Here is a 25,164-nt window from a genome sequence, read left to right on the forward strand (position 1 = left end):
TTATTGACCTTGCTTCCTTTATGATGAAAGTACCTAGAATATAAGGTGGTGCAAGCAATGAATGATAAAATATTAGTCGTTGAAGATGAGGCGGGTATAGCCCGTATTTTACAATTAGAACTTGAACATGAAGGCTATGAAGTCGGTCTTGCTAGTGATGGTAAGATGGGCTATGAGATGATTAATACTGGCGAGTACCAGCTCGTTTTATTAGATGTGATGCTTCCTAAGATGAGTGGGATAGAAGTGTTAAGACAAGTAAGGCAGTCTGGTAATCTTATACCGATCATATTATTAACGGCTAGAGACACGGTTCCTGATAAAGTAAGTGGCTTTGAACATGGAGCCAATGATTATATTACGAAACCATTTGCAGTTGAAGAATTGTTAGCGCGGGTACGTAATATTTTACGAATATTCCAACAGAAGTCAAAGGATGCTGAAGGCTCAGATATTATAACTTTAGGAGATTTAACGATCGAATTAAGGTCTCGTAAAGTGACTCGCAAAGAAAATATGATTGAGTTAACGCCACGAGAATTTGAATTACTCGTATTTTTAGTTGAAAATGTCAACGAAGAGAAATCTCGTGAAGAAATATTGTCTGAAGTTTGGGGCTATGATTTCATCGGTGAAACTAATCTAGTTGATGTATATATTCGTTATTTGCGGCAAAAACTCGACAAAGGATACCGCTATAAGCTCATTCACACAGTTCGTGGAGTAGGATATATGATCAAGGAGCCTGATTGATGACTTTACGTAAAAGGTTTACTTTATTCACCATATTTTGGCTGATCTTAATTCTAATATTTTTTAATATATTCGTTTACTACTATGTCATCAAAATTACGACGGAAAGCGAGGAAGAGATCATCTCTAATAAGGTGAAGCTCATCCTCGAAAATCCGCGAATCCAGAGTGGTAGGGGATTGAATACCGCCGAACTTCTTAATGAATATTACAATGTAAATGAGATGATACGGATTATTAGTCCGAATAATCGTGTTGTTAATATTACTGGATCTAATGCGATATTATTAGAATTACCTACAGAGTATAGTCAATATCGTCATTCTGGGATGTACACCAAAAGTGGTGAGCGAATTATTTATACACGGGTTCCGTTGTATGAAGATGGTAACGTTATTGCGATGATGGAAGTTAATCGAATACTCGATGAATTGGATGACTATTTACAAATTTTAATTGCCGCGCTAAGTGTAACGAGTGGTGGCGCGATATTGTTTGCAATTTTTGGTACATACTGGTTTACCTCTCGCTTAACAGAGCCGATTTCTCAGATGGTCACTACGATGCGTGAAATTGATCGGAGTGGTAAGCTCCGCAAGATTGAACTTGGTGAACGAGAAGAATCTGCAGAGTTACAACAACTAATACGTGCATTTAATCAGATGATCGACCGTCTTGATCGTACCTATGAGCGCCAGAAGTTTTTCGTGGCGGATGCGTCGCATGAATTGAAAACACCACTTACCGTTATCTCAAGCTATGCCAATATATTGAAGCGTTGGGGTGCGAACGATGAAAGTGTGCGTACAGAGGCGATTGACGCTATAGCTAGAGAGACGATTAGATTACAAACATTAACGAAATCAATGCTAACTCTTGCCGAAGCTGAACAAGAGGATTGGTTGTCGTTAGATACGTTTGATGTCATTCCCGTTGTAGATGAGATTGCGACGATGATGGAAACGACATTTCAACGATCCATTCGTGTGAAGGCATTATCTCATAATGTGAAAATGGTCGGGGATAGAGATAAAATTCAACAGCTTCTCGTTATTCTTGTCGATAACGCGCTGAAGTATTCCAAAGATACGATTGATATTTCTGTGTCGCAAAATAAAGGTATTGTGCGGATTGAAGTGAAGGACAAAGGAATCGGTATCCCTGAAAATGAAATACCGCATTTATTTGAACGGTTTTATCGCGTGGATGGTGCAAGGGCGAGAACGACCGGTGGTGTAGGTCTAGGGCTTGCTATTGCGAAACGGATCATCGATCTACATGAAGGTAAAGTAGAAGTATTCAGTCTGCACAATATTGGTACGTCAATTACGTTACAATTTAAACAAAGGAAGTAGCTTATGGATATTTATTTTCGCGGGACAAGTGATGCTCATGGTGTGCCAAGACTTTATTGTGAGTGTAATGTTTGTGCTGAGGCTAGATCGGATGAAGGCATAAATCGCAGATTACGTCCGAGCGTTCAGCTGTTTCTGACCAACCACGCGCCGTTATGGATCGATTGTGGACCAGACTGGTATGTGCAGATGGAGCAGGCTAATGAGCGGTTTGTGCAGCATATGCTTATTACACATGCACACTTCGATCATATTGGTGGTTTGCCACAATGGTATGATCAATGTCGTTATGTTGATCTCCCAGCGTATTTATATGCGGCGGCAGAAGTGTTGGATGTAATTAAAGAGCGGTTTCCTTGGATTTCTAATAAAGTTCAATTTATTACGCTTGATGAGGGCTATACATTCGCAGATTGGAACTTATCGATATGGCGGGTTAATCATGGTCATAATGGCTATTCCTATGCATTCCGTTTTGAACATCAGTTAGAAGGAGTTAACTGGGTGTATTGTCCTGACTCTATTGCTTTAACAGAAGAGCAGCAGCAGCCGCTGTTCGATCTTGATCTGCTTATTATCGGTACGAGCTTCTATAAAGAACCATTCACAATTGAAACACGCTCATTATACGATGTAACAGAAGTGTTGGAATGTATTAAATTATGGCAGCCGAAGCAAGTGAGATTGACTCATCTATCGCATCATATTGATGTGAGGGACAGCGTTCATTTACCTGAGCATGTTCAATACGCACAGAACAAACAACCGATTAAGCTATAGTGGCTTAATCGGTTGTTTGTTGTTACGGACAATACAATGATAATTAACAAGAGGTGATCAGATGGACGAAGTTTATTCTGATTAGCGCTTTGTTTCGAATCTAAATCAATCATTCGATTGAATGACTAATAATTGTCCAGTCGTAATCTGGATCGTTCCTGTACCATCAATAAGCTTGTTGCTGACTCCGATCGATTCACCTTTTTCGATTGTGGCATTATGCAAAGGGTACATGAATCCATCGAGCGTAATGCCAGTCACGACATCGGAGTAGGGTAGGAGAGAAATATAGTCAAATTGATCGCGCTCAACGAATAGCTTATCATTCATCAGTTGTATGCGGTTATGAGCATCGATCAAACTAGCTTTAATGCCTTGTCTAAGTGCTAACGACAAAAGTTGAATATTGCCTAATGAATGGTCAAATCGAGTGCCTAGTCCGCCTAGTAAAATAATTTCGCTGCTGCCACGCTCGATAGCGTGGAGAAACGACAGTTCCGTATCGGTATAATCTTTATCAATGGCATCGAAGTTAAGTATTTCTTTGCTTTTTTGTTCAATGTTGCGGTATTGCTCCTTCGTTACAGAATCAAAATCGCCGATAGCAATACTCGGAGTAAAGGCGTTTTCGATTAGAAACTGAGCACCGCGATCGGCTCCAATGAGATAATATTGTTGGTCTATGTATGGTAGTGCCCATTCACCGAGCTGGCCACCACTGCAGATGATGCTGATATTTGAATTCATGATAATGAGTTCCTTTCATGCGGGAAAATGATACTTCTATACTTCAGTGCATGAGCTTTCTTTTGATTGTAGATAATCGTTTGTCCTGCACTATACATTAATATAATGGAATTGCGCGAAAAAGTCATGTTTCGACAGCCCCTTGTTTAATTTAATACTATCACTGAAATCAAGCGTCAATGGAAAAAGGGTCTAGAGGAATTAATGATTCCGTTAGATGATGAGTTGAAATAAAGGTTCATGGTTGTTCATTATCAATCTTTTCGCTATGATAGATAGGATTAATGAACAGAAAAGAGGTATTAACTTGACTAGGAAAACAAAAGTATTATTCGTATGCCTTGGTAATATTTGCAGATCACCGATGGCAGAAGCTGTTATGCGCCATTTTGTTGCGGAAGAGAAGCTATCTGATGTGATTGAAGTTGATTCTGCTGGCACAGGGGATTGGCATGTTGGAAAAGAACCTCACGAAGGAACAAGAGAGCTATTAGATGGAAGAAAAATTTCATATACAGGTATGAAGGCTCGTCAAATTAGTGGTTCAGACGAGGTGGATTTTCAATATATCGTATGTATGGATGATCAAAACTTGAAGGATGTACAGTCAGTCTTCAATACAGCAAAAGCAGAAGGAGCTAAAGGTAAAGTGATTACGTTTATGTCTTTAGTTGCTGGTGCGGACGTTACTGAAGTACCTGATCCATATTACACAGGTAACTTTGAGTATGTATATGAGTTAGTGGAAGCGGGTTGCCGCACATTGCTTGAAGAGATCAAGCAAAGCTTATAATCACACATATGCGCGAACCGTCAATTAGTTCGAAATGGGTATAATAGGGTGCGGGCGCGTGCATGTTTGGTATAGGCGCACTAGTGTGCGAACGAGCGGACACACAGAACGCTATTGATGGTAAAATGCTCATAAATCACTAGCAAACGAGCGAATAAGGTCATCTGAGTCCGTGAAAACTCAATATAAGCGGAAATCGCAGGAATAACGTCCCTACAGTCCGCTAGTTTCATGGATTGAATTGCTAAGTGTTGTGGATGATTCGCAATGTACTTAACGTACTGAATGTACTTAGCAGAAGAATGCTGAGTTGGGTAGCTGAAGTTGCATCAGCACACTAACATGTAAATGGCAGTTTGCTTGAGGAAGCACACTAGTGTTCGAGCGAACTTACATTGCTTTAGTGAAATTATTTGGTCGAAGAATAAGAGGACTGAAATCAGTCTTGATTTTGTGATTGATGGTTTTAATGGTTAGCGTTATAATGACTGAATAAGGTCGTGAAGCACACGCCGCTTCTATACAATGAATATCCAGATCAGTTGATTTGGAAGTTTATTGTGTGGAAGCGGCTTTTTGTTTGTATTAGAAAATCAATCAGGAATCTTGCTAATTTACAAATAGAAGGAGGCGAATGTTATGGATCGTTTTACAAAGCAATATGAAGAGTGGTTAGCGGAAAATATTACAACTGAGAAAAACCCAAGAAGATTAGAAATATTACAAAAGGGGCTGGGTCATGGTACTGTTGAGTTTCTCAGAACTATATGGTTTCCTGCTGTCGGAAACTTGAATCATTTGTTTCCAGAGTGGGAGGTTCGTGACTTTAATAATGGCTATCGTTATTTGGATTTGGCATATATGCCTGGTGGCGTAAAAGGTGGTATTGAGATTCAAGGCTATGGCCCTCACGCAAGAGATCTGGATGTGTGGCGTTTTAAAGATTTATGTCGACGACATTGTTTGCTGGCACTAGATGGTTGGACTTTTTTACCGATTGCCTATCCTTCAATTGTGGATGAGCCACAGCAATGTCAACAATTAGTACTCTCATTTATAGGTAAATATATGGCATCGAATTTGCCTGAAACTTGTCGTGGTTGGAAGCTGAAACCGTGAGATTTACTCGACGACTTTTGCGTCCGATTACACCGTTCGAACTTGCTGATCACTTACGGATATGCGATCGACATACAAGGCGGATTTTACATGATCTCGTAGACGTACAAATACTAGAAATCGCAAGCGGTAAAAAGAGAGCGCGTACATACAAGTTGCGAATGTAATCACAAACGAGCACATTAAGATGTGAGCGGACACACAGTACGCTAATTAGTTATAAATCAACACTTTGAGAGTTGAGAGGACACAGAGAACGCTATTGATAGTATTATGCTCAACATTCACTAGTGAACGAGCGAATAAGGTCCTCTGAGTCCGCGAAAACTCAATATAAGCGGAAAACGCAGAAATAACGTCCTTACAGTCCTCTAGTGTAGCGAATTGGCTACAATGTGTTGAGTGAGCTTAGCGCAGATTGCTGAGTTGGGTAGCGAATGTGGCATAAGCTCCATGCGACGCACATTAAAACTACTTTTGGCTTTGTTACGCCGCATAAGCACAATAGTGCGCAAACGAGCGGACACACAGAACGCTAATTAGTTAAAAACCAACACTTTACGATGTAAGAGGACACACAGTACGCTATTGATAGTATTATGCTCAACATTCACTAGTGAACGAGCGAATAAGGTCCACTGAGTCCGTGAAAACTCAATATAAGCGGAAATCGCAGGAATAAGGTCCACTGAGTCCGCTAGTATTGCTAATGGGTTTGAGATGTACTGAAAGTGCTATGTAGCGGATAGCACACAATGTGCTGACAGAGTACGTAATAACTATCAATAGATTGGAAATGAAAAGGAGTATAACAGGTGGCTAATTAGCTGACACTGTTATACTCCTTTTTGCAGTAGCTTGCTTTTTGAACCGCCCTGAATTAACCCTCAGGTATGAAGTAGCGGATCGCTGCTGGTACTTCCTTCTGCCAAAATCCCCATTGATGGCGACCATCTTTTTCTTCATAGAAGATTTTCGCATCGCGTTCTTCCAACAACTGCTTCATCTCACGATTCAATTGGACAAAGTTATAAACGCCTGTATCTGTTTCATAGGCATCCTCTTGTAGGCCGACAACCATGAAAATATCTAGCCAATCCAGATCACCAATCGTAGCAACAATTTGCTGTGAAGCATCGTAGAATGCACCTGACATTGACATCACTCTTGTAAATAAGTCCGGGTGCTGCAAGGCGATGTGTAGCGATACTGTTCCACCGAGTGAATCACCAGCTAGTACACGCTCTTCAGGTGTAGTGCGCACCGGATAGTTCTCTTCGATAAAAGGAACCAATTCTCGGGCAAAGAAATCAACGTAAGCTTGATGTTTTGCACCGTCGGGCGTATATTCAGCCGTACGCACGGATTTATCAACATCGACACCTACAATAATAAACGGTTCAATGCCTTCGTCAAGAATAAGCTCCTGAGCAGTTGTTGCAATTCGTCCGAAGTTGAAGAAATCTTCGCCATCCTGACAATAAATAACCGGATAACTTAATACTTCATTATAGCCTGGTGGTAAATAAACTCTTAAATTGCGACTGCCTTCAGGCAAAATATTACTTACAACTGTACTTTTTAAGATCGTGCGTTTTAGATAACGAGCGTCTGTCATTGTAAAAAATCTCCTTTAAATTAAAGTATGGAAAATCAGTTAAGAGGGAAAATAAAAGGTAATCTGTGAAATTAAAGCGAAAACTAGCTTTTGTATTACACTGTTATAGTGTAAATATGAACCTGTTATATATACACTTTGATGATTAAATGATGAAAAAACGCTAAATTCAGTGGATTTGTGCTTTTTTTCTTTGACCATCAACAGTAAACAGGGTTATAATAAGTCTATAACAGAGACACACAATTTTCAAATATTTTAAGGTGAGGTGAGCGTTCTCCATGAGCAAATTGCCATATGAAGTTCAATCAGAACCAGTTGCACCATTATATGTACTAACATTAGATGGTGAAGTGGCTAATCCGGAATATATGCCGGATCTTACTGATGAGCAGTTAAAAGAAGTTATGTATCGCATGGTATTCACTCGTACTTGGGACGAGCGTGCTATTAACTTAGGACGTCAAGGTCGTCTTGGTTTCTACGCACCAGTTTCAGGTCAAGAAGCTTCAATGATTGGTAGTGAGTATGCACTTAATAAAGAAGATTTTGTAGCTCCAGGTTACCGTGATATGCCACAGATTGTATGGCACGGCCTACCACTATATCAAGCGTTCTTATATTCTCGTGGTCACCAGCATGGTGGTCAAATTCCAGAAGGCGTTAACGTATTAATGCCGCAAATTATTATTGGTGCGCAAGTGCTTCATGCAATGGGCGTAGCAATGGCATTCAAAAAGAAAAATCAAAAAAATGTAGCGATTACGTATACTGGTGACGGTGGTTCATCTGAAGGTGACTTCTATGAAGCATTGAACTTCGCTGGTGCATTCAAGCTACCAGCAGTTTTCGTTGTACAAAATAATGGCTATGCTATTACAACGCCATATGCTAAACAAACAGCAGCTCTTTCAGTAGCACATAAAGCTATCGCTGCAGGTATTGTTGGTCAACAAATTGATGGTATGGACGTACTTGCTGTAATTAAAGCAGTTCAAGATGCTGCTCAGCGTGGACGTGACGGTGAAGGTGCAACTTTACTTGAATTACTAACTTATCGTTTCCGTCCGCATTCTCTTGCAGATGATACGACTAAATATCGTACTAAGGATGAGGAAGCAGAATGGGCGCTTAAAGATCCACTTACTCGCTTCGGTAAATTCCTTGAGAAAAAAGGTCTTTGGACAGAAGAAGATACGCTTCGCGTAAAAGAAGAAGCAAAAGCAGCTGTAGCTGAGAACATCAAGAAAGCTGAGCAAACTGAGAAAATGACAGTTGCTGGACTTATTGATTCTATGTTTGAGCATACACCGCAACATTTGGAAGCTCAAAAAGCTGATTTCGAGTAATAGGGAGGATAAAACGACCATGGCACAAATGAATATGTTAGAAGCGATTCGCGATGCGATGCGCGTAGAACTTACACGTGACCCTAATGTTGTCATCTTTGGTGAAGACGTAGGTAATGTCGGCGGTGTATTCCGTGTAACTGAAGGATTACAAAAAGAATTCGGTGAGGAAAGAGTATTCGATACTCCACTAGCTGAATCTGCAATTGCTGGTATGGCGGTTGGTATGGGGATTCAAGGCTTCCGTCCGATTGCAGAAATTCAATTTGTTGGTTTCATCTATGAAGCACTTGATCAAATGTTTGTTCAAGCGGCACGTATGCGTTACCGTTCTGGTGGACGTTATAACTCACCAATCGTATTCCGTACACCTTTTGGTGGTGGAGTAAAAGCTGCTGAGCTTCATACAGATTCTCTAGAAGGTCTTGCGATCCAGACTCCTGGTATCAAAGTAGTTATTCCTTCTAACCCTTACGATGCAAAAGGTCTGATGATCGCTGCAATTCGTGACAATGATCCAGTATTCTTCATGGAGCATCTTAACTTATATCGCGCATTCCGTGATGAAGTTCCTGAAGGTGAATATACAGTTGAAATCGGTAAGGCGAATGTCGTTCGTGAAGGTTCTGATGTAACGATCCTTACTTACGGTATGATGGTTCATACATCTCAAAAAGCTGCTGATGAGCTTGAAAAACAAGGTGTGAAGGTAGAAGTTATCGATCTTCGTACACTTATGCCGCTTGATATTGATACAATCGTTGCTTCAATCCAAAAAACGAATCGTTGTATCATTGTTCAAGAAGCACAAAAAACTTCTGGTGCAGCTGCAGAAATTATTGCTCAAGTGAATGAGCATGCGATTCTACATCTTGAAGCTCCAGTTCTACGTGTAGCTGGTCCAGATACTGTGTATCCTTATGCACAAATCGAAGATCAATGGCTTCCAACACCTGCTCGTATTATTACAGCAGTAAATAAAGTACTAAACTTCTAAGATTAAGACATACTGAGATATAAAAGCTATAGCCTGTCTTCATGGCAGGCTAAGCAACAAGGAGGTAAATTTCGGTGGCTAAATTTGAATACCGATTTCCAGAGCTAGGTGAAGGTTTACATGAAGGTGAAATTGTTAAAGTTCTTATTACAGTTGGTCAAGCAATAACTGACGACGATATCATTATGGAAGTTCAAAATGATAAAGCGATCGTTGAAGTTCCTTGTCCAGTTAACGGTAAAGTGCTTGAAGTGTTGATGAAAGATGGCGAAACTCGCAAAGTTGGCGAAGTTGTAGCTATTATCGAAGCAGAAGGCGAAATTCCTGAAGGACTTGGCGGTCCTGCTGAAGAGGCTAAGGAAGAAGCTCCAGCTCCAGTAGCAGCAGCAACTCCTGCAGCGGCTTCAACTCCTGCAGTATCTGATAATGCATCAGTTCTTGCAACGCCAAGTACTCGTAAATTCGCTCGTGAACAAGGTGTAGATATTAAACAAGTAGCTGGTACTGGCAAAAATGGCCGTATCACTCGTGAAGATGTTTCAGGATTCGGCGGTGCTCCAGTAGCAGCTCCAACAACCGAAGCAGCTACTTCGGTTGCATCTGAAGCTCCAGTAGCGGCAGCTCCTGTTGTTTCTGGCAGTGCATATCGTCCAGAAGAACGCGTACCGTTTAAAGGTATTCGTAAAATGATTGCTGGTGCGATGTCCAAATCAGTATACACAGCTCCTCACGTAACTATTATGGATGAAGTTGATGTTACTGAACTTGTTGCACTTCGTACGAAATACAAACCATACGCAGAGAAAAAAGGTTCGAAACTAACTTACCTTCCATTTATCGTAAAAGCTCTTGTATCTGCTTGTCGTGAGTTCCCAATTATGAACTCTACACTTGATGAAGCAAGCCAAGAGATCGTTTACCGTAAATTCTATAACGTTGGTATCGCTACAGATACAGACAACGGTCTAATCGTTCCTGTTGTTGAAGATGCTGATCGTAAAAACCTATTTGCAATTGCAGACAATATTCGTGATCTAGCTATTAAAGGTCGTGAAGGTAAACTTGCTGCTAATGAATTACGTGGTAGTACAATTACAATTTCTAATATCGGTTCTGCTGGTGGTATGTTCTTTACTCCAGTTATCAACTTCCCAGAAGTTGCTATTCTTGGTACAGGTCGTATCTCTGAAAAAGCTATCGTACGTAATGGCGAAATCGTAGCAGCTCCAGTAATGGCTCTTTCTCTAAGCTTTGATCACCGTCTAATTGATGGTGCAACTGCTCAAAACTTCATGAACCACATTAAAAAGCTTTTGGCACAGCCTGAGCTATTCATTATGGAGGTGTAAGAGATGGTAGTAGGTGACGCTTCATTAGATATTGACACTCTAGTCATTGGTGCTGGTCCTGGTGGTTATGTAGCTGCAATTCGCGCTGCGCAACTTGGTCACAAAGTACTTTGTGTAGATAAAGCAACTGTTGGTGGTGTATGTCTTAACGTTGGATGTATTCCTTCCAAAGCTCTAATCTCAGCTTCTCATCAATATGAGAGCATTAGCAACGCTTCGACTTTCGGTATCGAAGTTGGCGAAGCTAAAGTAGATTGGGCACAAGTTCAAAGTTTCAAAGACGGTATCGTTTCTAAACTTACTGGCGGCGTAGCTGCTTTGCTTAAAGCAAACAAAGTTGAATATTTCAACGGTGAAGTAATGTTCATTAACGAAAACGAAGCTCGTGTATTTAACGATCAAGAAGCTCCTCGTTACCGTTTCAAAAACTGTATTATTGCGACTGGATCACGTCCAATCGAGCTTAAAGCATTCCCTTATGGAGGACGTATCGTTTCTTCTACTGGAGCGCTTAAACTTCCTGAAATTCCAAAAAGCATCGTAGTTATCGGTGGTGGCTATATCGGTATCGAGCTTAGCCAAATGTACTCTAACTATGGTACACAAATTACTGTTATTGAAGGTTCTGATTCAATCCTTCCAGGTTTTGATAAAGACGTTTCTGCAGTTGTTTCTAAGAAATTCAAAGCAAAAGGTGCTAACATTATTACTGGCGCTCAAGCGAAAGCAGCAACTCAAACAGATAAAGATGTAACAGTAACTTATACTGTTGGCGATAAAGAAGAATCTGTAACTGCTGATTACCTTCTAGTAACTGTTGGCCGTCGTCCTAATACTGACGGTGAACTAGGTCTAGATCTAATCGATGTGAAAATGACTGATCGTGGACTTATCGAAGTTGATGAGTATGGTCGTACAAACATTCCTCATATCTATGCCATTGGTGATATCGTTCCTGGTCTTGCACTTGCTCACAAAGCAATGTACGAAGGACGTATCGCTGCTGAACATATGTCTGGTCTTGCTAGCGCTGTTGATTACAAATGTATTCCAGCAGTTTGCTTCTCTGATCCAGAAATCGGTAGCGTAGGTATTAGTGAAGGCGAAGCGAAAGAGCAAGGTCTTAATGTTAAAGTTGGTAAATTCAACTATGGCGTTAACGGTCGTGCAATGAGCTTAAATGCAACAGAAGGCTTCGTAAAACTTATCGGCGATGCGGAGACTGGCTTATTGCTAGGTGCTCAAATCGTTGGTCTTGAAGCTTCTAACTTGATTGCTGAGCTTGCTCTAGGAATCGAGATGGGCGCTACGATTGAAGATATTGCTCTTACAATCCATGCTCACCCAACACTTGGTGAAATCGTTCTTGATGCAGCTGAAATGCTGCTTGGACATCCGATCCATGCTATTGCAAAAAAATAGACAATAATTTAGTTTGACGACAGATTATTGTATTTATAAAGGTTTCAAGTCGCATATGATCGTATATGTTGCTTGAAACCTTTTTTATAGGATATTCAAAATATTGGCTCGTGATCACGATGTAACGCGTTGTAGCATTTTCTTGGTGCTGACAAGCCAATATTTTGAACTTATTATATTATTAAGAAATGAGGGACTACTATGGATTTAGGGAAAAAGACACCTGCGGATTCATTTACACTAATGACGCAACTTATTTTCCCGTTGGATACGAATCATTATGATACAATGTTCGGTGGGCGATTAATGGAATATATGGACAAAGCAGCTGCGATTGCAGCGATGAGACATGCACGCATGAGATCGGTTACAGCTTCGATGGATAGTATTGATTTCCTAGCACCAATTATGGTTGGTGAAGTCATTGAGATTCAGGCGTTTGTGAGCTGGACGCATCGTAGCTCAATGGAAATCTATGTGACTGTGACATCCGAAAATCTAATTACGGCCGAGAAGAAGCAAACGGTAACTGCGTTCTTTACCTTTGTTGCACTAGGGGAAAACGGTCGTCCAGCAAAAGTGCCTGGGTTAGAGCCGCAAACTGATTTTGAGAAACAATTGTTCGAACAAGCTCCAGAACGTCATGAATTGCGCAAAAAACGTAAATTAGAGCGGAAGAATGGTATACAGCAGTAACAAAATGAAGAACTGATTTAGGTGATCAATTGACCTGAAAATTTGACATAACTAAAAAGAGGAGAAGCATTCGGCTCCCCCAAAAATCTTTTACTTTCAAAAATATCAAAAAGGGTAGCGATAAACGCTACCCTTTTTATAAGTAATATTATACATTATAATAACAAAAACTTTATTCTATGTTGATTTCGCTCATTGGAATGCCAAGTGCTTTTGCTACACCTTCACCATAAGCTGGATCTGCTTTGTAGCAGTGTGTGATGTGGCGAATCTGAATATGTTTTTCAACGCCATTCATATTACGACCAGTATTTTCAAACAACACTTGTTGCTGTTCTTTGCTCATTAGGTTAAAGAGCAGGCCAGGCTGTTCAAAATAGTTATCATCGTCTTCTCTGAAATCCCACTGAGTAGCAGCGCCATTGATAGCTAGAGGCGGTTCTTTGTGTTCAGGCTGTTCTTTCCATTCACCATAGCTGTTCGGCTCATAGTGCAGTGTGCTTCCTTTGTTTCCGTCAACTCTCATTGCGCCATCACGATGGAAGCTGTTAAATGGACATTTCGGTTGGTTAACTGGAATATGATGGTGGTTTACACCTAGACGGTAACGCTGAGCATCACCATACGAGAATAGTCTGCCTTGCAGCATTCTATCAGGTGAGAAACTAAGACCTGGAACGACATTAGCAGGTGTGAAAGCAGCTTGTTCTACTTCAGCAAAATAATTCTCTGGGTTTCTATTAAGCTCGTATTCTCCAACTTCAATAAGTGGGAAATCCTTCTTATACCATACTTTTGTTACATCGAACGGGTTATAAGGCATATTATTAGCTTGTTCTTCGGTCATTACTTGGATGAACATCTTCCATTTCGGGAAGTTGCCATTTTCTATATTTTCATATAAATCTTTCTGATGGCTTTCACGATCTTTACCAACAAGCACTTCTGCTTCTTGATCAGTCAAATTCTCGATATCTTGTTGTGAACGGAGATGGAATTTCACCCAAGTACGTTCATTTTGTGCATTGATCATGCTGAACGTATGGCTACCAAAGCCATGCATATTACGATACGATTTCGGAATACCGCGGTCACTCATTACAATCGTCACTTGATGTAGTGCTTCAGGTAATGACGTCCAGAAGTCCCAGTTATTATTGGCACTACGCATATTCGTACGAGGATCACGCTTAACGGCATGATTCAAATCTGGGAATTGCATCGGATCTCTGAAGAAAAACACAGGAGTGTTGTTTCCTACAAGATCCCAGTTTCCTTCTTCGGTATAGAATCTCATGGCATAACCACGAATATCGCGCTCGGCATCAGCCGCACCACGCTCGCCGGCAACAGTGGAGAAACGAACGAACATATCCGTCTGTTTACCAATTTCAGAGAAAATACTTGCTTTAGTATATTTAGTAATATCATGTGTTACGGTAAATGTGCCGTAAGCACCAGACCCTTTTGCATGCATACGTCTTTCAGGAATGACTTCTCTATCAAAGTGTGCTAGTTTCTCCAATAGCCAGATATCCTGTAAAAGGATGGGACCTCGCGGACCTGCTGTCATCGAGTTCTGATTATCAACAACTGGGGCACCTGCTGCGGTAGTTAACTTCTTTTGATTTTCATTATTACTCATGAAAATGCACCTCCTAATTGGTAAATTAAACTCATTATTACTATAACATATTACTTATTTTTATATAACTATATTTATTGATTTTTCAGTTTTTTGATTGCTTCTAATCTATGATTCGAATACAGGGCTTTTTGTTGTTCACTGAGTTGAGTATGTAATTAACTCCACTTAATATATGACAAAAGATATGCTATAATAATAAGAATATTCTCTTCATTACGTCTTGTTAAAAGAGTAAGTTATTCGTAATGAGAAGTTTGACAAATGCTTACGAAGTAACTTTTCATTACTTTGAAGTTATGATGTATGCCAATGAAAAGTTGTAGGAGTGAATGGAATGGTAACTAGTGAGCAGGCTTATTTGCAGCTATTAAAAGATGTATTAGAAAATGGCGAGAAGAAGGAAGATCGTACAGGTACGGGAACGATATCTTTATTCGGATATCAGATGAGATTTTCACTTAGTGAAGGTTTCCCGCTACTAACGACGAAACGCGTTCCATTCAAGCTTATTGCTAGTGAACTACTATGGTTTATTAAAGGCGATAGCAATATTCGATACTTATTAGAAAACAATAATAATATATGGAATGAATGGGCATTCAAGCGTTGGATTGAATCGACTGAATATACAGGACCAGATATGACTAACTTTGCGCACCGTGCACTAGCTGATGAGCAATTTGCAATGCAGTATGAGGAGCAGCTAGCATATTTCAAGCAACAGGTATTAGCAGATGATCTGTTTGCTGAGAAATTCGGCGACCTTGGCAATGTATACGGCAAGCAATGGCGTGAGTGGAAAACATCACAAGGCGCTGTTATCGATCAATTAGCCGATATTATTGCAACGATCAAAACAAATCCAGATTCTCGAAGATTGATTATATCTGCGTGGAATCCAGAGGATGTTCCGACAATGGCTTTGCCACCTTGTCATACGATGTTCCAATTCTATGTTTCGAACGGTAAGCTAAGCTGTCAATTGTATCAACGCAGTGCTGATATTTTCCTCGGTATTCCGTTCAATATTGCGAGCTATGCGTTGCTGACGCATCTTATTGCCCATGAATGTGGTCTTGAGGTTGGCGACTTTATTCATACATTAGGTGATGCGCATATTTATGTGAATCATTTGGAGCAAATCGAGACACAGCTGTCGCGTGAACCAAGAGCATTGCCTACTTTGCAGTTGAATAAGGACAAGCAGTCAATTTTTGAATTTGAATTATCTGATATGAAGGTAGAGGGTTATGAGCCGCATCCTACTATTAAGGCGCCAGTAGCCGTATAGTTGAGTAGGAAAGCAAACTTGAGATTAGTTAAAGAAATATATACATCTAAAAAAGCCATCATTAAGCGACGGGTCATGCTGAGCGATTAATGATGGTTTTTGAATTTGGCAGTTTATCATCATAAGAATCAAATTTTATCGGTAATGTGATTCTTAATGCATAATAGGCAGAGTTGTAATAGATGTCGTATAATATATAAGTATAAGAATTAGATGATAATTAAGGAGAGAACAATATGTCTTTAACATTAATCGTTGCAACAAGTGAAAATAACGCAATTGGTGTAGATAATAAAATGCTATGGCACTTGCCTGCTGAGTTTGCTCATTTCAAAAGAACAACATTACATAAAACGGTGCTAATGGGTCGTAAAACGTTTGAGTCGCTTGGAAAACCACTTCCTAATCGCACAAATGTAATCCTTTCAAGACAAACAGGGCTTATTATAGAAGGCTGCGAAGTTGTACATTCGGTAGAGGAAGCAATTGAGAAATACGGGAATGAAGAGCTGATGATTACTGGTGGAACGGAAATATATAAGCTGTTTATGCCTTACATTGATAAGATGTACATTACGAAAGTTGATGTAGAAATTACAAATGCCGATGCCTATTTCCCGAGTTATAATGAGGAAGATTTTGAGCTTGTTCATAGTGAAAAAGTATTGAAAGATGAGAAAAACAACTATGATTTCACTATATATACGTATAATCGGGTGAAATAGTGCAAATGGTTGCTGCTTACTAGTTGAGATAAATTCATGTAAATAGTGCAAATGATTATGATGATAGTCCATTACGAAAAATGAGCTGAAAATGATAGCATTAGTGTAACGAATTAATTTACACTACCTCGATTGAGGATGAATATATATATCGATGCCTGCACTAATGATCCGTGTAAAGGTAAGGGCTTCGGGATATTGGGGAGATGCTATCATGTCAATGCCAACTGGGTTTTTGGACTATGAAAGAGAAGTGCCTACAGATCGCAATCCGCGTAGTCGTGTGCATGACTGGAAAGAATTTCATAAGCATATGTCTGACCAACAACTACAAACTCAAGGTGCCCGTTGTATGGATTGTGGCACGCCATATTGTCATACAGGAATTGAAATTGGAAATACGGTATCTGGGTGTCCGGTTAATAACTTAATTCCTGAGTGGAATAGCCTTGTATATCGCGGTCAGTGGAAAGACGCATTGAATCGTTTACACAAAACGAATAATTTTCCAGAGTTCACAGGACGTGTATGTCCTGCTCCGTGTGAAGGCTCCTGCACCGTTGGTTTGATTGGTGATGCAGTTTCTATAAAAACGATCGAAGAAGCCATTATTGAACGTGGCTTCAAAGAAGGCTGGGTCGTTGCACAGCCGCCTCGAATTCGTACAGGTAAGAAAGTAGCTATTGTCGGGTCAGGTCCTGCTGGATTAGCTACTGCTGCTCAATTGAACAAAGCGGGTCACACCGTAACTGTATTCGAGCGTGCTGATCGTATTGGTGGATTGTTAACGTATGGTATTCCGACAATGAAGCTTGAGAAGCATGTTGTAGATCGTCGTGTTTCCATTTTACAAGAAGAAGGAATTCAATTTATTACGAATACTGAAATTGGTAAAGATCTGCCGGCAGCAGCGCTATTACAGCAATTTGACGCTGTTGTGCTTGCTCTTGGAGCTACGAAAGCAAGAAGCATTACGATTGAGGGATCAGAATTGAAGGGGATTTATCCCGCAATGGATTACTTGAATAGCACCATTAAAAGTTATCTTGATTCTAATCTGGATGACGGTAATTACATTTCTGCAAAAGGGAAAAATGTTGTTGTTATTGGTGGCGGTGATACGGGGACAGACTGTGTAGCTACAGCACTTCGTCATGGCTGTGAGTCTATCGTTCAATTCGGTACAGTTGCAAAAGCGCCCAAGCAGCGTGATGCTTTACAAAATCCATGGCCTCAATTTCCCCATGTGTATACATTAGATTATGCACACGAGGAAGCGAAAGCGATATACGGCGAAGATCCTCGTCAATTCTCTGTTCTGACGAAGAAATTTGTTGGAGATGAGCAAGGGAACTTGAAGGAGCTTCATACGGTGAAAATAGAACGCTATATCGATGAGACAGGCAAGAAAATATACAAAGAGCTAGAAGGAACGGAGCAAGTATGGCGAGTAGATATTGCGCTGATTGCGATTGGGTTTGAAGGCCCTGAAGCAACAATTATTGAACAACTAACTTTGGCAACGGACAGCCGTTCTAACGTGAAAGCTCGCTATGGTGACTATAGAACGAATATTGATAAAGTATTTGCTGCAGGAGATGTTCGGCGTGGACAAAGTCTTGTCGTATGGGCGATTAACGAAGGGCGTCAAGCGGCCAAAGAAGTTGATAAATATCTCATGGGCAGTTCGATGCTGCCTTCATAGTTAGTGGAATAAAAAGTGGGTCGCTAAGAGTGGAAATAGCGATCCACTTTTTTTATATCTAATTGCATGTTTGTTTTTAGTTGTTTTTCCAATCTTGTGTATTTATCATTATGTTGATGATCGTTTTTAATCGTGTGCTTATGTTCTTGAACTACTTGTCCATATAGTGCTAATTTGTGATAAAATATAATTATATTGTTTTGCATAAGGAGATTGTTGCGTGATTAGATATGGGTTAGACCAGATAGAAGAGTTGAAATTTATTACATTTGATATTCATATCGAGAAAAGAGATCAGCAATGGGTTGATATTAATCTCGTTCCAGTTGTTTTGGAGGGAGCGCCACTTCCAGAGGATCTTATTGATTTTAATATACTTGTTATTTGTTCGCATGAAGGCATTATTGCACAAATGGTTCCGCAGGATGTTGGTTGTGATTGTGAATATCAGCTGACGTTCTCAGAGAAGGAACAAGTGCGCCAATATGTGGAATCGACCCAACTTCAATTATTAATTGCTCAAGCAGTAGCATAAAGCTAGTGTTATCGTCACTTACTGAATAATGATCTGTTATTTGCAGGAATTAGGTTCTAATTCTCGAAAGTAAAAGGATATACTGTTGGAGAAATGGGGCTGAAGTTAACTATGGAGCAAAGTAGTGTTCTGTCGCTTGATTCAGTGGATCGCATACGATTCTATGTTCAACAAAAATATGCACATTTACCCCAAGAGAAACATGCTGAAATCGTTGCTGATGCGATTGTGAAAATTATTGAGCGTCAGTTGCCGCCCTATCACCCAGAATTAAAACGTCACATTACAAACACATTGATTGAGCAAGTCGTTATTCCGCAGAAACGGCCTGTTTCATTACAAGACATTGATATGGTCTGTAGTGAAGCTCCATTAACGAACGGGGATTGGGAATTGCTCCGTAATTGGAGAGTAGATAAAGGTGTAATTGTCGAGACTACTCCGAGTAAATGGTCACTTTGGAGCAACATTACTACATCGGTTCACGAGCATAGAAAAAGTATGGCTTATGGACTGGCTTCTCTAGTGCTGATCTTTGCAGTAAGTTTGTATGCTTATTATTCGCCGGCGGTTATGAAGGACAAGCAAGCTGACTTAGTTGTCATCAATGAAAGTTCTGTGGTAGGACCAATTGAAGTTTTGGCGTATAATGAACTTCCGTCGGACTTTCAATATATAGCGGTGAACGAGTCTTTATTGATTCAATATTTGAATAGTCGGGATTCTATATTAGTAGATGAGCCGTATTATACTGCTATCATGGATACTGCCAAACAATTCAATATCCATCCAGTACTTCTGTTTGCCATTACTGGTCAAGAGCAAGCTTTTGTAAGTCGCGACAATGAGCGAGCAGCAGAAATCGCCAATAATCCGTTCAATGTATTCCATAGCTGGGAAGATTATAATACGACGATTGAAGATTCGACTGCGATTGCTGCACGAACATTGGTTAATTTAAGCAAGGACCGTCCTCAAGATATTGATCCGATCGTTTGGATTAATCGTAAATATGCAGAAGACCCTAATTGGTCAACTGGAGTAAATAGCTTATTCACTACCATGATTAATTATATTAATGATTAACACCATTAATTATTAGTGAATGAATCATGAAGGAGTTATTATGAAGACATTAATTATAGCCGAAAAACCAGATATGGGTCGAAATATCGCTGCTGCAATTGAGCCGAAAGCGAAAAATATGCGTAGTTACTTAGAAGGTGAAACGTATATTATTTCATGGGCGATCGGTCATTTAGTTGGACTAGCAGAGCCAGACGCTTATGATGATCGATATAAAAAATGGAATATTTCTCATTTGCCAATTATTCCGGAGCAGTTCAAATTAATTGCGAATAAGCGAACAGCTGATCAACTAAAAGTTATTAAAGACTTAGCACAACGCTGCGATCATATTGTAAATGCTTGTGATGCTGGGCGAGAAGGGCAATATATCTTCTCGCTTATTCAACGTTATTTGAAGCTGAATCAAACTGTCGAGCGACTATGGATCTCGGATCTAACTGCTGAAACGATACGTAAAGGATTTCAAGAGTTACGATCGGAAGCGGATTATTACAATTTAACGTTAGCCGCATCTGCTCGGAGTGAAGCGGATTGGCTGATTGGTATGAATGGGACTAGAGCATTTACAACTAAGCATAATGAATTGATGTCTGTCGGTAGAGTGCAGACGCCTGTATTAGCATTAATTTATGATCGTGAAGCAGAAATTGCGAAATTCGATTCGTTAACATTTTTTGATGTCGAAGCTCAATTTCAGCAAGAGGAAACGAATTATAAAGGAATGTGGCAGGGTGACCGGATTACGGAGAAAGAAAAAGCTGACACGATCGTTTCCGATGTAAAAGGAAAGCGCGGGATGATCGAGTCTTATGAAGCAAAAGAAATGAAAGAGTACCCTCTTCGTCTGTATGATTTAACATTGTTGCAGCGGGAAGCGAATAGTAAGCTTAATTTTTCAGCTAAGAAGACGTTAGATATTGCCCAAAGCTTATATGAAAAGCACAAAGTTATTACTTATCCGCGTACGAATTCTAACTATGTAACAGAACAAAATATACCAGAGATGCATAAGGCGCTTAATGCATTGCAAAATACGAGCTACGGTCAATGGGTGCAGCAAAGTGATCGTTCTCTTGTCCATATCGGTAATAAATCAATTTGTAATCCTGCTAAAGTAGAGGATCATCATGCGATTATGCCAACGGTTCGTAAGGCGACTTCACTTTCAGCAGATGAACAGAAGTTATATGATCTTGTCGTGCGCAGATTTCTGTCGCAGTTCTTTCCACCAGCAAGATATATGGGACATACCGTTCTGACGAAGGTTGAGCAGCATCTATTCAAAAGTAATATGAAACAGTTGCTCGAGCTTGGTTGGAAAGTGATCTATAGCGATCAGAGTACGGAAGCGGCGACAAAGCGGAAGAAAGCAACTGCCGATGGTGATGATCCAGATGAGGTTACAGAACTTGATCAGCCATTCGAGTTAAATGCTGATGCTGATGTACTGTGCAAAACTGCGACAGCAAGAGAGAAAGCGACGAAGCCACCGAAGTCATTTACAGAAGGAACGCTTCTAAGAGCGATGGAGAGTGCAGGCAAGCAGATCGAAGATGATGAGATGCGAGAGGCGATGAAAGACTCGGGACTCGGGACGCCTGCGACTAGGGCTTCCACGATCGAACGTTTGAAGACGGTTGGTTATATTACGTTGGTCGGTAAAAGGATAACGATTGCGAACAAAGGTAAAATCGCGATTGAACTCATTCGTGGCGCAGGTGTTGAGCTGCTAACATCCCCTGAAATGACTGGTATGTGGGAGAAACGATTGAATGATATTGCGCGCGGAAACGCATCGAACGAGCAATTTATGAATAATGTGAAGAAGTTTGCGACGATGATCGTTGATAAGGTACGAGTGCAGCCGATGGTAGCCAAATCTTCATTCGAAAAGCAGGAAGTAGCTCCGAAACGAACGAGGAGCACTAAAAAAACGGATGTAGAAGATGCTGAAGGCAAAGAAGTAAAGCCTCGTACTAGGAAATCAACTGTCAAAGAAGCGGGTGCCTCGCGTGCTAAAACATCAACAGCAGCTGGTACTAAAGCATCAACAGTTGTAGCTAGCACGACAGCTGCTAGTCAGTCAAAGTCAGCGGCAAAAGCTACAATAGCTACTGCGGACAATGGTGCGAGCGCAACGAGTGGCTTACAATTGATTACCCCTTGCCCAAGAGCGGGTTGCGGTGGTCAGTTGTTTATGGGTCGTAAAGATTATGGTTGTTCTCATTATCGTTCAGGATGTACGGTCATTATTAGGCGAGAAGTGTTCGGACATTCTATTACATCTGATGATCTTAAGACATTGACTAAGAGCGGTAAGACACCAAGCTTGAAGTTATATACTCCCGGCGGCGAGCATGTGGACGGTAGAATTGTACTAGTCAATCGTGATACTGGCGAATTGTCGATAGATATGAATTAGTATGTGAGATGTTTCAAGTGGAAAATGCAAAAAGATCAACTACCCTCCTGTGGCTGGTAGTTGATCTTTTTTGTTGTTTAGTTAGAAGAGGGTTGAAAGCTATTTGTTTTTAATAGAAGGATTTCCTGTGGATTTAGCAACATTATCCATATTGTTGACGTATATGATATTATGCAATATTTATCCAATGTGGTGAATGGGGGTTTTTGAAATCGAAAAGAGATTGGTAAAGGGAGCAATATACGGATTTTTAATTGGCTTAGCCCTCGCTATTGTATTTATTCCAGATACTATTACGCATGTAGATGCTAATATAACTACGATCTATTCAATCCCGATAGGGGAGTATTTGCTTAAATTACTTAGACTTGCTGTGAAAATAAGCTTAGCAACGACTGTTGTTCTATGGATTCGAGAATCTTATAATGGTTCAACTAACGAGGAACGAGTGCTTAATGCGAAGCTAATCTAACAGTTTAAAATGGGAACACTGATTTGAAAAAAGTTGAGGGGAATAACAATATGGAAGAAAAAGTATTGCGATTTCTAAATAAAACATATCCTATTTATTTTTATAATGTAGAAGCAGTAACAAATGAAATGTACCGTTGCCAATCAAAAAAAGGTGTCTTTTTTGTTCGAATAACGAATTATAAGACATATCAAGAACAATTAGAAGAAGTTAATTGGACTAATTATCTATATAACCAAGGCATCGGGGTTCCAAAGATAATACCCACTATAAAAAATTCATTAATTGGAAAGTTAATGTTTGAAGAAGAGAAGCTAGTAGTTGTATTTCAGGCTGCATCAGGAATCCATCTACCACGATCAAAATGGAACGCATCTGTATTTAGAGGTATTGGCCAACAAATGGGCAGAATGCATCGAGTGAGTAAAGGATATATGAAATCTGAGACTACTGCACATATCAATCATTGGCACGAGTGTGATGAATTTGATTTTCTGAAATACATTCCTGGAGAAGAGAAGACCATACGCGAAATTACACAAGATGTTGTAAACAATATTAAGGAACTGCCACAGGATAATTCAAATTATGGTCTAATACATGGAGACCTGTGGCTGGAAAATATCCTTGTAGATAGTAACTCTAAACTAACGATGATTGATTTTCAAGACTGTGAAAAGCATTATTATTTATACGATTTAGCCGTTCCAATCTATTCTGCACTGGAGTTCTCGTTCTCAGGGGGAGAGAATATAAGAGATTATGAACGATCCATTACCAGGGCGTTAATAGATGGATATAAAGAGGAGAATGACCTCTCTTCTGAGATGCTTATGAAACTACCGCTGTTTTTGAAGCTAAAAGAATTGTTTGAATATAATTTGATGCACATGTATTGGAATTCTAAAGAGCTAAGCGAGGAACAAGTTCGAATCTTGAACTTATATAGAAATAAGATAGAATTCACCCACTTTAGAACTAACAGTGAAGGGGGATATAATTGAGAAAATTATTTATTTTAATGCCTTTAATATTCTTGATGTTAGTAGGAATAGTCGCTTGTACTTCACAACCACTAGTTGATAATAAAATTGGGAGAGTAGAATTCTATGAATTCAATACAAATACTGAATGGACATTAGAAGATATCATTGAGCCTTTTAGTCGTCAAGAATTAAACTTAAAGCCACAAATGGAAGGTGAGTACCCAAAGTTAAACGATGTTGGATCCAAGGCATATGAATTAATCGATGGAATGGTATTTATTCACTTATTCGATAATAATGAGGAATTAAAAGAAGGAAAAAATCAAATTAAACAAGCTTATGAATATGAAAAATGGGGACTTAAAGTTTACGAAGTAAACAATATGTTGTTTGTTTATATGCCAGCACATGCGACTGACGAATTAGTAACTGAAAAACATAGGGCAATGATAAGTGCCATCGAGGAAATGATTAAAAATAATAAGTGTTGTATTTAGTTCGAAATAATCACTAACGGGAGATTGTATGACGATTGTTTATATTCACTTTAGGAGGGAAATTGGAATGAAAAAGGTTTTTACAATAGTTTTAACTATTACTATGATAATGACAATTTCTTCTTGTTCGAACGATACAGGGACAGCGAAATTACTTGATAAAGAGGGTGTTGCACCCTATGAGTTATCTGAAAACGACATATATCTTCTACAATCCCTGGCTCTCGTAGGTGATGTGAATATCATTTCATTCAAGGCTCCAAAAATCGCAAAAACCCTTAAAGCAAATGTTTATGTTTTAGAAGATAACGGCATATGGAACACTGTGGGAGGTGGACAGATTTTATTGGGAGAGGAGGCTGCCCCCGATGGCCGATTGGAAGGCACGTTTGCAATGTTACTTAAAGATGATTATGCAATAGATATGCACATCAACACAAAGGTGCGAGCCTCCTATCAAATAGGAAAACTTGATGTCGATTACAAAATCGTTGCCTCTACAAAAGGATTTCTGACCGATTTTCAAGAGATTGAACTCGACAAAGAAATACCAGTAGCAATTATGATTTATGACAGCGGTACGAGTATGAAAAGTTATTCTATGGAGAGCTTCTTTTCGCCTTCTGAATTTGAAGGAATGGACTTAGTGCAGGTGGTCACACTGACTTTTACGGAATAAGCTGTTCGAAAATATTGATACATTATTTTTCTCGGCGCTTTATATGTCATATTATTCATATTTTATGTATTAAAGATTGTGGAAGGAGTACTTAAGTTAAATCGATCAGTATTATAATTAGTTACGTGTGAGGTGAA

At 39.7% G+C, this 25,164-nt stretch carries 22 protein-coding genes and 1 pseudogene; 20 read left to right on the forward strand and 3 right to left on the reverse strand.

Going from position 1 to position 25,164, the window contains the following annotated elements:
* Window positions 1-57 precede the first annotated feature (57 nt).
* The 3 genes from AC1TO5_RS17430 to AC1TO5_RS17440 are packed head-to-tail and all read left to right on the forward strand — an operon-like array spanning window position 58 to window position 2,888.
* Window positions 58-753: a response regulator transcription factor gene (locus AC1TO5_RS17430; RefSeq protein ID WP_482064111.1), complete on the forward strand. Its 696-nt coding sequence runs from the start codon at window positions 58-60 to the stop codon at window positions 751-753.
* Entirely contained in the window at window positions 753-2,108 is a 1,356-nt protein-coding gene (locus tag AC1TO5_RS17435) for a sensor histidine kinase (protein WP_482064112.1), read from the forward strand. Before AC1TO5_RS17430 ends, AC1TO5_RS17435 begins: the two co-directional genes overlap by 1 nt.
* Window positions 2,109-2,111: 3 nt before the next feature.
* Complete coding sequence (locus AC1TO5_RS17440) at window positions 2,112-2,888, forward strand: MBL fold metallo-hydrolase (protein ID WP_482064113.1); 777 nt, start codon at window positions 2,112-2,114, stop codon at window positions 2,886-2,888.
* Between the two features lie 105 nt (window positions 2,889-2,993).
* Here the strand turns inward: AC1TO5_RS17440 and AC1TO5_RS17445 are convergent, their stop codons facing one another.
* Window positions 2,994-3,635: a thiamine diphosphokinase gene (locus AC1TO5_RS17445; RefSeq protein WP_482064114.1), complete on the reverse strand. Its 642-nt coding sequence runs from the start codon at window positions 3,633-3,635 to the stop codon at window positions 2,994-2,996.
* A 268-nt stretch (window positions 3,636-3,903) separates the two neighbouring features.
* Between AC1TO5_RS17445 and AC1TO5_RS17450 the strand changes: the two genes are divergently transcribed.
* Together AC1TO5_RS17450 and AC1TO5_RS17455 are read left to right on the forward strand one after the other, a co-directional pair.
* Window positions 3,904-4,428 (forward strand): low molecular weight protein-tyrosine-phosphatase, encoded by a 525-nt coding sequence (locus AC1TO5_RS17450; protein WP_482064115.1) that lies wholly within the window; start codon window positions 3,904-3,906, stop codon window positions 4,426-4,428.
* Window positions 4,429-5,067: 639 nt separating this feature from the next.
* Window positions 5,068-5,714, forward strand: a pseudogene (locus tag AC1TO5_RS17455) (transcriptional regulator).
* 713 nt (window positions 5,715-6,427) lie between these two features.
* Here the strand turns inward: AC1TO5_RS17455 and AC1TO5_RS17460 are convergent.
* On the reverse strand, window positions 6,428-7,165 hold the full coding sequence (locus tag AC1TO5_RS17460; RefSeq protein WP_482064116.1) for an alpha/beta hydrolase: 738 nt from the start codon (window positions 7,163-7,165) through the stop codon (window positions 6,428-6,430).
* A gap of 281 nt (window positions 7,166-7,446) precedes the next feature.
* Between AC1TO5_RS17460 and pdhA the strand changes: the two genes are divergently transcribed.
* From pdhA to AC1TO5_RS17485, 5 genes are all read left to right on the forward strand, one after another.
* Entirely contained in the window at window positions 7,447-8,514 is a 1,068-nt protein-coding gene (gene pdhA / locus AC1TO5_RS17465; protein WP_482064117.1) for a pyruvate dehydrogenase (acetyl-transferring) E1 component subunit alpha, read from the forward strand.
* Window positions 8,515-8,533: 19 nt separating this feature from the next.
* Window positions 8,534-9,511: an alpha-ketoacid dehydrogenase subunit beta gene (locus AC1TO5_RS17470; protein WP_482064118.1), complete on the forward strand. Its 978-nt coding sequence runs from the start codon at window positions 8,534-8,536 to the stop codon at window positions 9,509-9,511.
* Window positions 9,512-9,585: 74 nt separating this feature from the next.
* Entirely contained in the window at window positions 9,586-10,860 is a 1,275-nt protein-coding gene (locus AC1TO5_RS17475; protein WP_482064119.1) for a dihydrolipoamide acetyltransferase family protein, read from the forward strand.
* A 3-nt stretch (window positions 10,861-10,863) separates the two neighbouring features.
* On the forward strand, window positions 10,864-12,282 hold the full coding sequence (gene lpdA / locus AC1TO5_RS17480; RefSeq protein WP_482064120.1) for a dihydrolipoyl dehydrogenase: 1,419 nt from the start codon (window positions 10,864-10,866) through the stop codon (window positions 12,280-12,282).
* 201 nt (window positions 12,283-12,483) lie between these two features.
* On the forward strand, window positions 12,484-12,978 hold the full coding sequence (locus AC1TO5_RS17485) for an acyl-CoA thioesterase (protein ID WP_482064121.1): 495 nt from the start codon (window positions 12,484-12,486) through the stop codon (window positions 12,976-12,978).
* 172 nt (window positions 12,979-13,150) lie between these two features.
* Here AC1TO5_RS17485 and AC1TO5_RS17490 read toward each other — a convergent pair whose 3' ends face one another.
* Complete coding sequence (locus AC1TO5_RS17490; protein ID WP_482064122.1) at window positions 13,151-14,623, reverse strand: catalase; 1,473 nt, start codon at window positions 14,621-14,623, stop codon at window positions 13,151-13,153.
* A 337-nt stretch (window positions 14,624-14,960) separates the two neighbouring features.
* Between AC1TO5_RS17490 and AC1TO5_RS17495 the strand changes: the two genes are divergently transcribed.
* From AC1TO5_RS17495 to AC1TO5_RS17540, 10 genes are all read left to right on the forward strand, one after another.
* Window positions 14,961-15,917, forward strand: a complete 957-nt coding sequence (locus AC1TO5_RS17495; protein WP_482064123.1) for a thymidylate synthase — start codon at window positions 14,961-14,963, stop codon at window positions 15,915-15,917.
* A gap of 236 nt (window positions 15,918-16,153) precedes the next feature.
* The gene (locus AC1TO5_RS17500; protein ID WP_482064124.1) at window positions 16,154-16,642 is read left to right on the forward strand and encodes a dihydrofolate reductase; all 489 of its coding nucleotides are present in this window, start codon (window positions 16,154-16,156) and stop codon (window positions 16,640-16,642) included.
* A gap of 214 nt (window positions 16,643-16,856) precedes the next feature.
* Entirely contained in the window at window positions 16,857-18,347 is a 1,491-nt protein-coding gene (locus AC1TO5_RS17505; protein WP_482064125.1) for a glutamate synthase subunit beta, read from the forward strand.
* Between the two features lie 220 nt (window positions 18,348-18,567).
* The gene (locus AC1TO5_RS17510) at window positions 18,568-18,882 is read left to right on the forward strand and encodes a hypothetical protein (protein WP_482064126.1); all 315 of its coding nucleotides are present in this window, start codon (window positions 18,568-18,570) and stop codon (window positions 18,880-18,882) included.
* Window positions 18,883-18,993: 111 nt separating this feature from the next.
* On the forward strand, window positions 18,994-19,968 hold the full coding sequence (locus AC1TO5_RS17515) for a hypothetical protein (RefSeq protein ID WP_482064127.1): 975 nt from the start codon (window positions 18,994-18,996) through the stop codon (window positions 19,966-19,968).
* Window positions 19,969-20,008: 40 nt separating this feature from the next.
* Window positions 20,009-22,393, forward strand: coding sequence for a DNA topoisomerase 3 (locus AC1TO5_RS17520; protein ID WP_482064128.1), 2,385 nt, complete (start codon window positions 20,009-20,011; stop codon window positions 22,391-22,393).
* Between the two features lie 196 nt (window positions 22,394-22,589).
* Window positions 22,590-22,865, forward strand: coding sequence for a hypothetical protein (locus AC1TO5_RS17525; RefSeq protein ID WP_482064129.1), 276 nt, complete (start codon window positions 22,590-22,592; stop codon window positions 22,863-22,865).
* 50 nt (window positions 22,866-22,915) lie between these two features.
* Window positions 22,916-23,869 carry a phosphotransferase enzyme family protein gene (locus tag AC1TO5_RS17530; protein ID WP_482064130.1) on the forward strand — a complete coding sequence of 318 codons (954 nt, stop codon included), beginning with the start codon at window positions 22,916-22,918 and terminating at the stop codon, window positions 23,867-23,869.
* Window positions 23,866-24,348, forward strand: coding sequence for a hypothetical protein (locus tag AC1TO5_RS17535; RefSeq protein WP_482064131.1), 483 nt, complete (start codon window positions 23,866-23,868; stop codon window positions 24,346-24,348). Before AC1TO5_RS17530 ends, AC1TO5_RS17535 begins: the two co-directional genes overlap by 4 nt.
* Window positions 24,349-24,415: 67 nt before the next feature.
* On the forward strand, window positions 24,416-25,027 hold the full coding sequence (locus tag AC1TO5_RS17540) for a hypothetical protein (protein WP_482064132.1): 612 nt from the start codon (window positions 24,416-24,418) through the stop codon (window positions 25,025-25,027).
* Window positions 25,028-25,164: the final 137 nt, after the last annotated feature.

The sequence above is a fragment of the Paenibacillus sp. Y930 genome, from assembly GCF_056786375.1.

Coding starts and splice junctions, on each gene's coding strand:
- AC1TO5_RS17430 (WP_482064111.1), top strand. CDS start 58: ATGAATGATAAAATATTAGTCGTTGAAGATGAGGCGGGTATAGCCCGT.
- AC1TO5_RS17435 (WP_482064112.1), top strand. CDS start 753: ATGACTTTACGTAAAAGGTTTACTTTATTCACCATATTTTGGCTGATC.
- AC1TO5_RS17440 (WP_482064113.1), top strand. CDS start 2,112: ATGGATATTTATTTTCGCGGGACAAGTGATGCTCATGGTGTGCCAAGA.
- AC1TO5_RS17445 (WP_482064114.1), bottom strand. CDS start 3,635: ATGAATTCAAATATCAGCATCATCTGCAGTGGTGGCCAGCTCGGTGAA.
- AC1TO5_RS17450 (WP_482064115.1), top strand. CDS start 3,904: ATGATAGATAGGATTAATGAACAGAAAAGAGGTATTAACTTGACTAGG.
- AC1TO5_RS17460 (WP_482064116.1), bottom strand. CDS start 7,165: ATGACAGACGCTCGTTATCTAAAACGCACGATCTTAAAAAGTACAGTT.
- pdhA (WP_482064117.1), top strand. CDS start 7,447: ATGAGCAAATTGCCATATGAAGTTCAATCAGAACCAGTTGCACCATTA.
- AC1TO5_RS17470 (WP_482064118.1), top strand. CDS start 8,534: ATGGCACAAATGAATATGTTAGAAGCGATTCGCGATGCGATGCGCGTA.
- lpdA (WP_482064120.1), top strand. CDS start 10,864: ATGGTAGTAGGTGACGCTTCATTAGATATTGACACTCTAGTCATTGGT.
- AC1TO5_RS17485 (WP_482064121.1), top strand. CDS start 12,484: ATGGATTTAGGGAAAAAGACACCTGCGGATTCATTTACACTAATGACG.
- AC1TO5_RS17490 (WP_482064122.1), bottom strand. CDS start 14,623: ATGAGTAATAATGAAAATCAAAAGAAGTTAACTACCGCAGCAGGTGCC.
- AC1TO5_RS17495 (WP_482064123.1), top strand. CDS start 14,961: ATGGTAACTAGTGAGCAGGCTTATTTGCAGCTATTAAAAGATGTATTA.
- AC1TO5_RS17500 (WP_482064124.1), top strand. CDS start 16,154: ATGTCTTTAACATTAATCGTTGCAACAAGTGAAAATAACGCAATTGGT.
- AC1TO5_RS17505 (WP_482064125.1), top strand. CDS start 16,857: ATGTCAATGCCAACTGGGTTTTTGGACTATGAAAGAGAAGTGCCTACA.
- AC1TO5_RS17515 (WP_482064127.1), top strand. CDS start 18,994: ATGGAGCAAAGTAGTGTTCTGTCGCTTGATTCAGTGGATCGCATACGA.
- AC1TO5_RS17520 (WP_482064128.1), top strand. CDS start 20,009: ATGAAGACATTAATTATAGCCGAAAAACCAGATATGGGTCGAAATATC.
- AC1TO5_RS17525 (WP_482064129.1), top strand. CDS start 22,590: ATGGGGGTTTTTGAAATCGAAAAGAGATTGGTAAAGGGAGCAATATAC.
- AC1TO5_RS17530 (WP_482064130.1), top strand. CDS start 22,916: ATGGAAGAAAAAGTATTGCGATTTCTAAATAAAACATATCCTATTTAT.
- AC1TO5_RS17540 (WP_482064132.1), top strand. CDS start 24,416: ATGAAAAAGGTTTTTACAATAGTTTTAACTATTACTATGATAATGACA.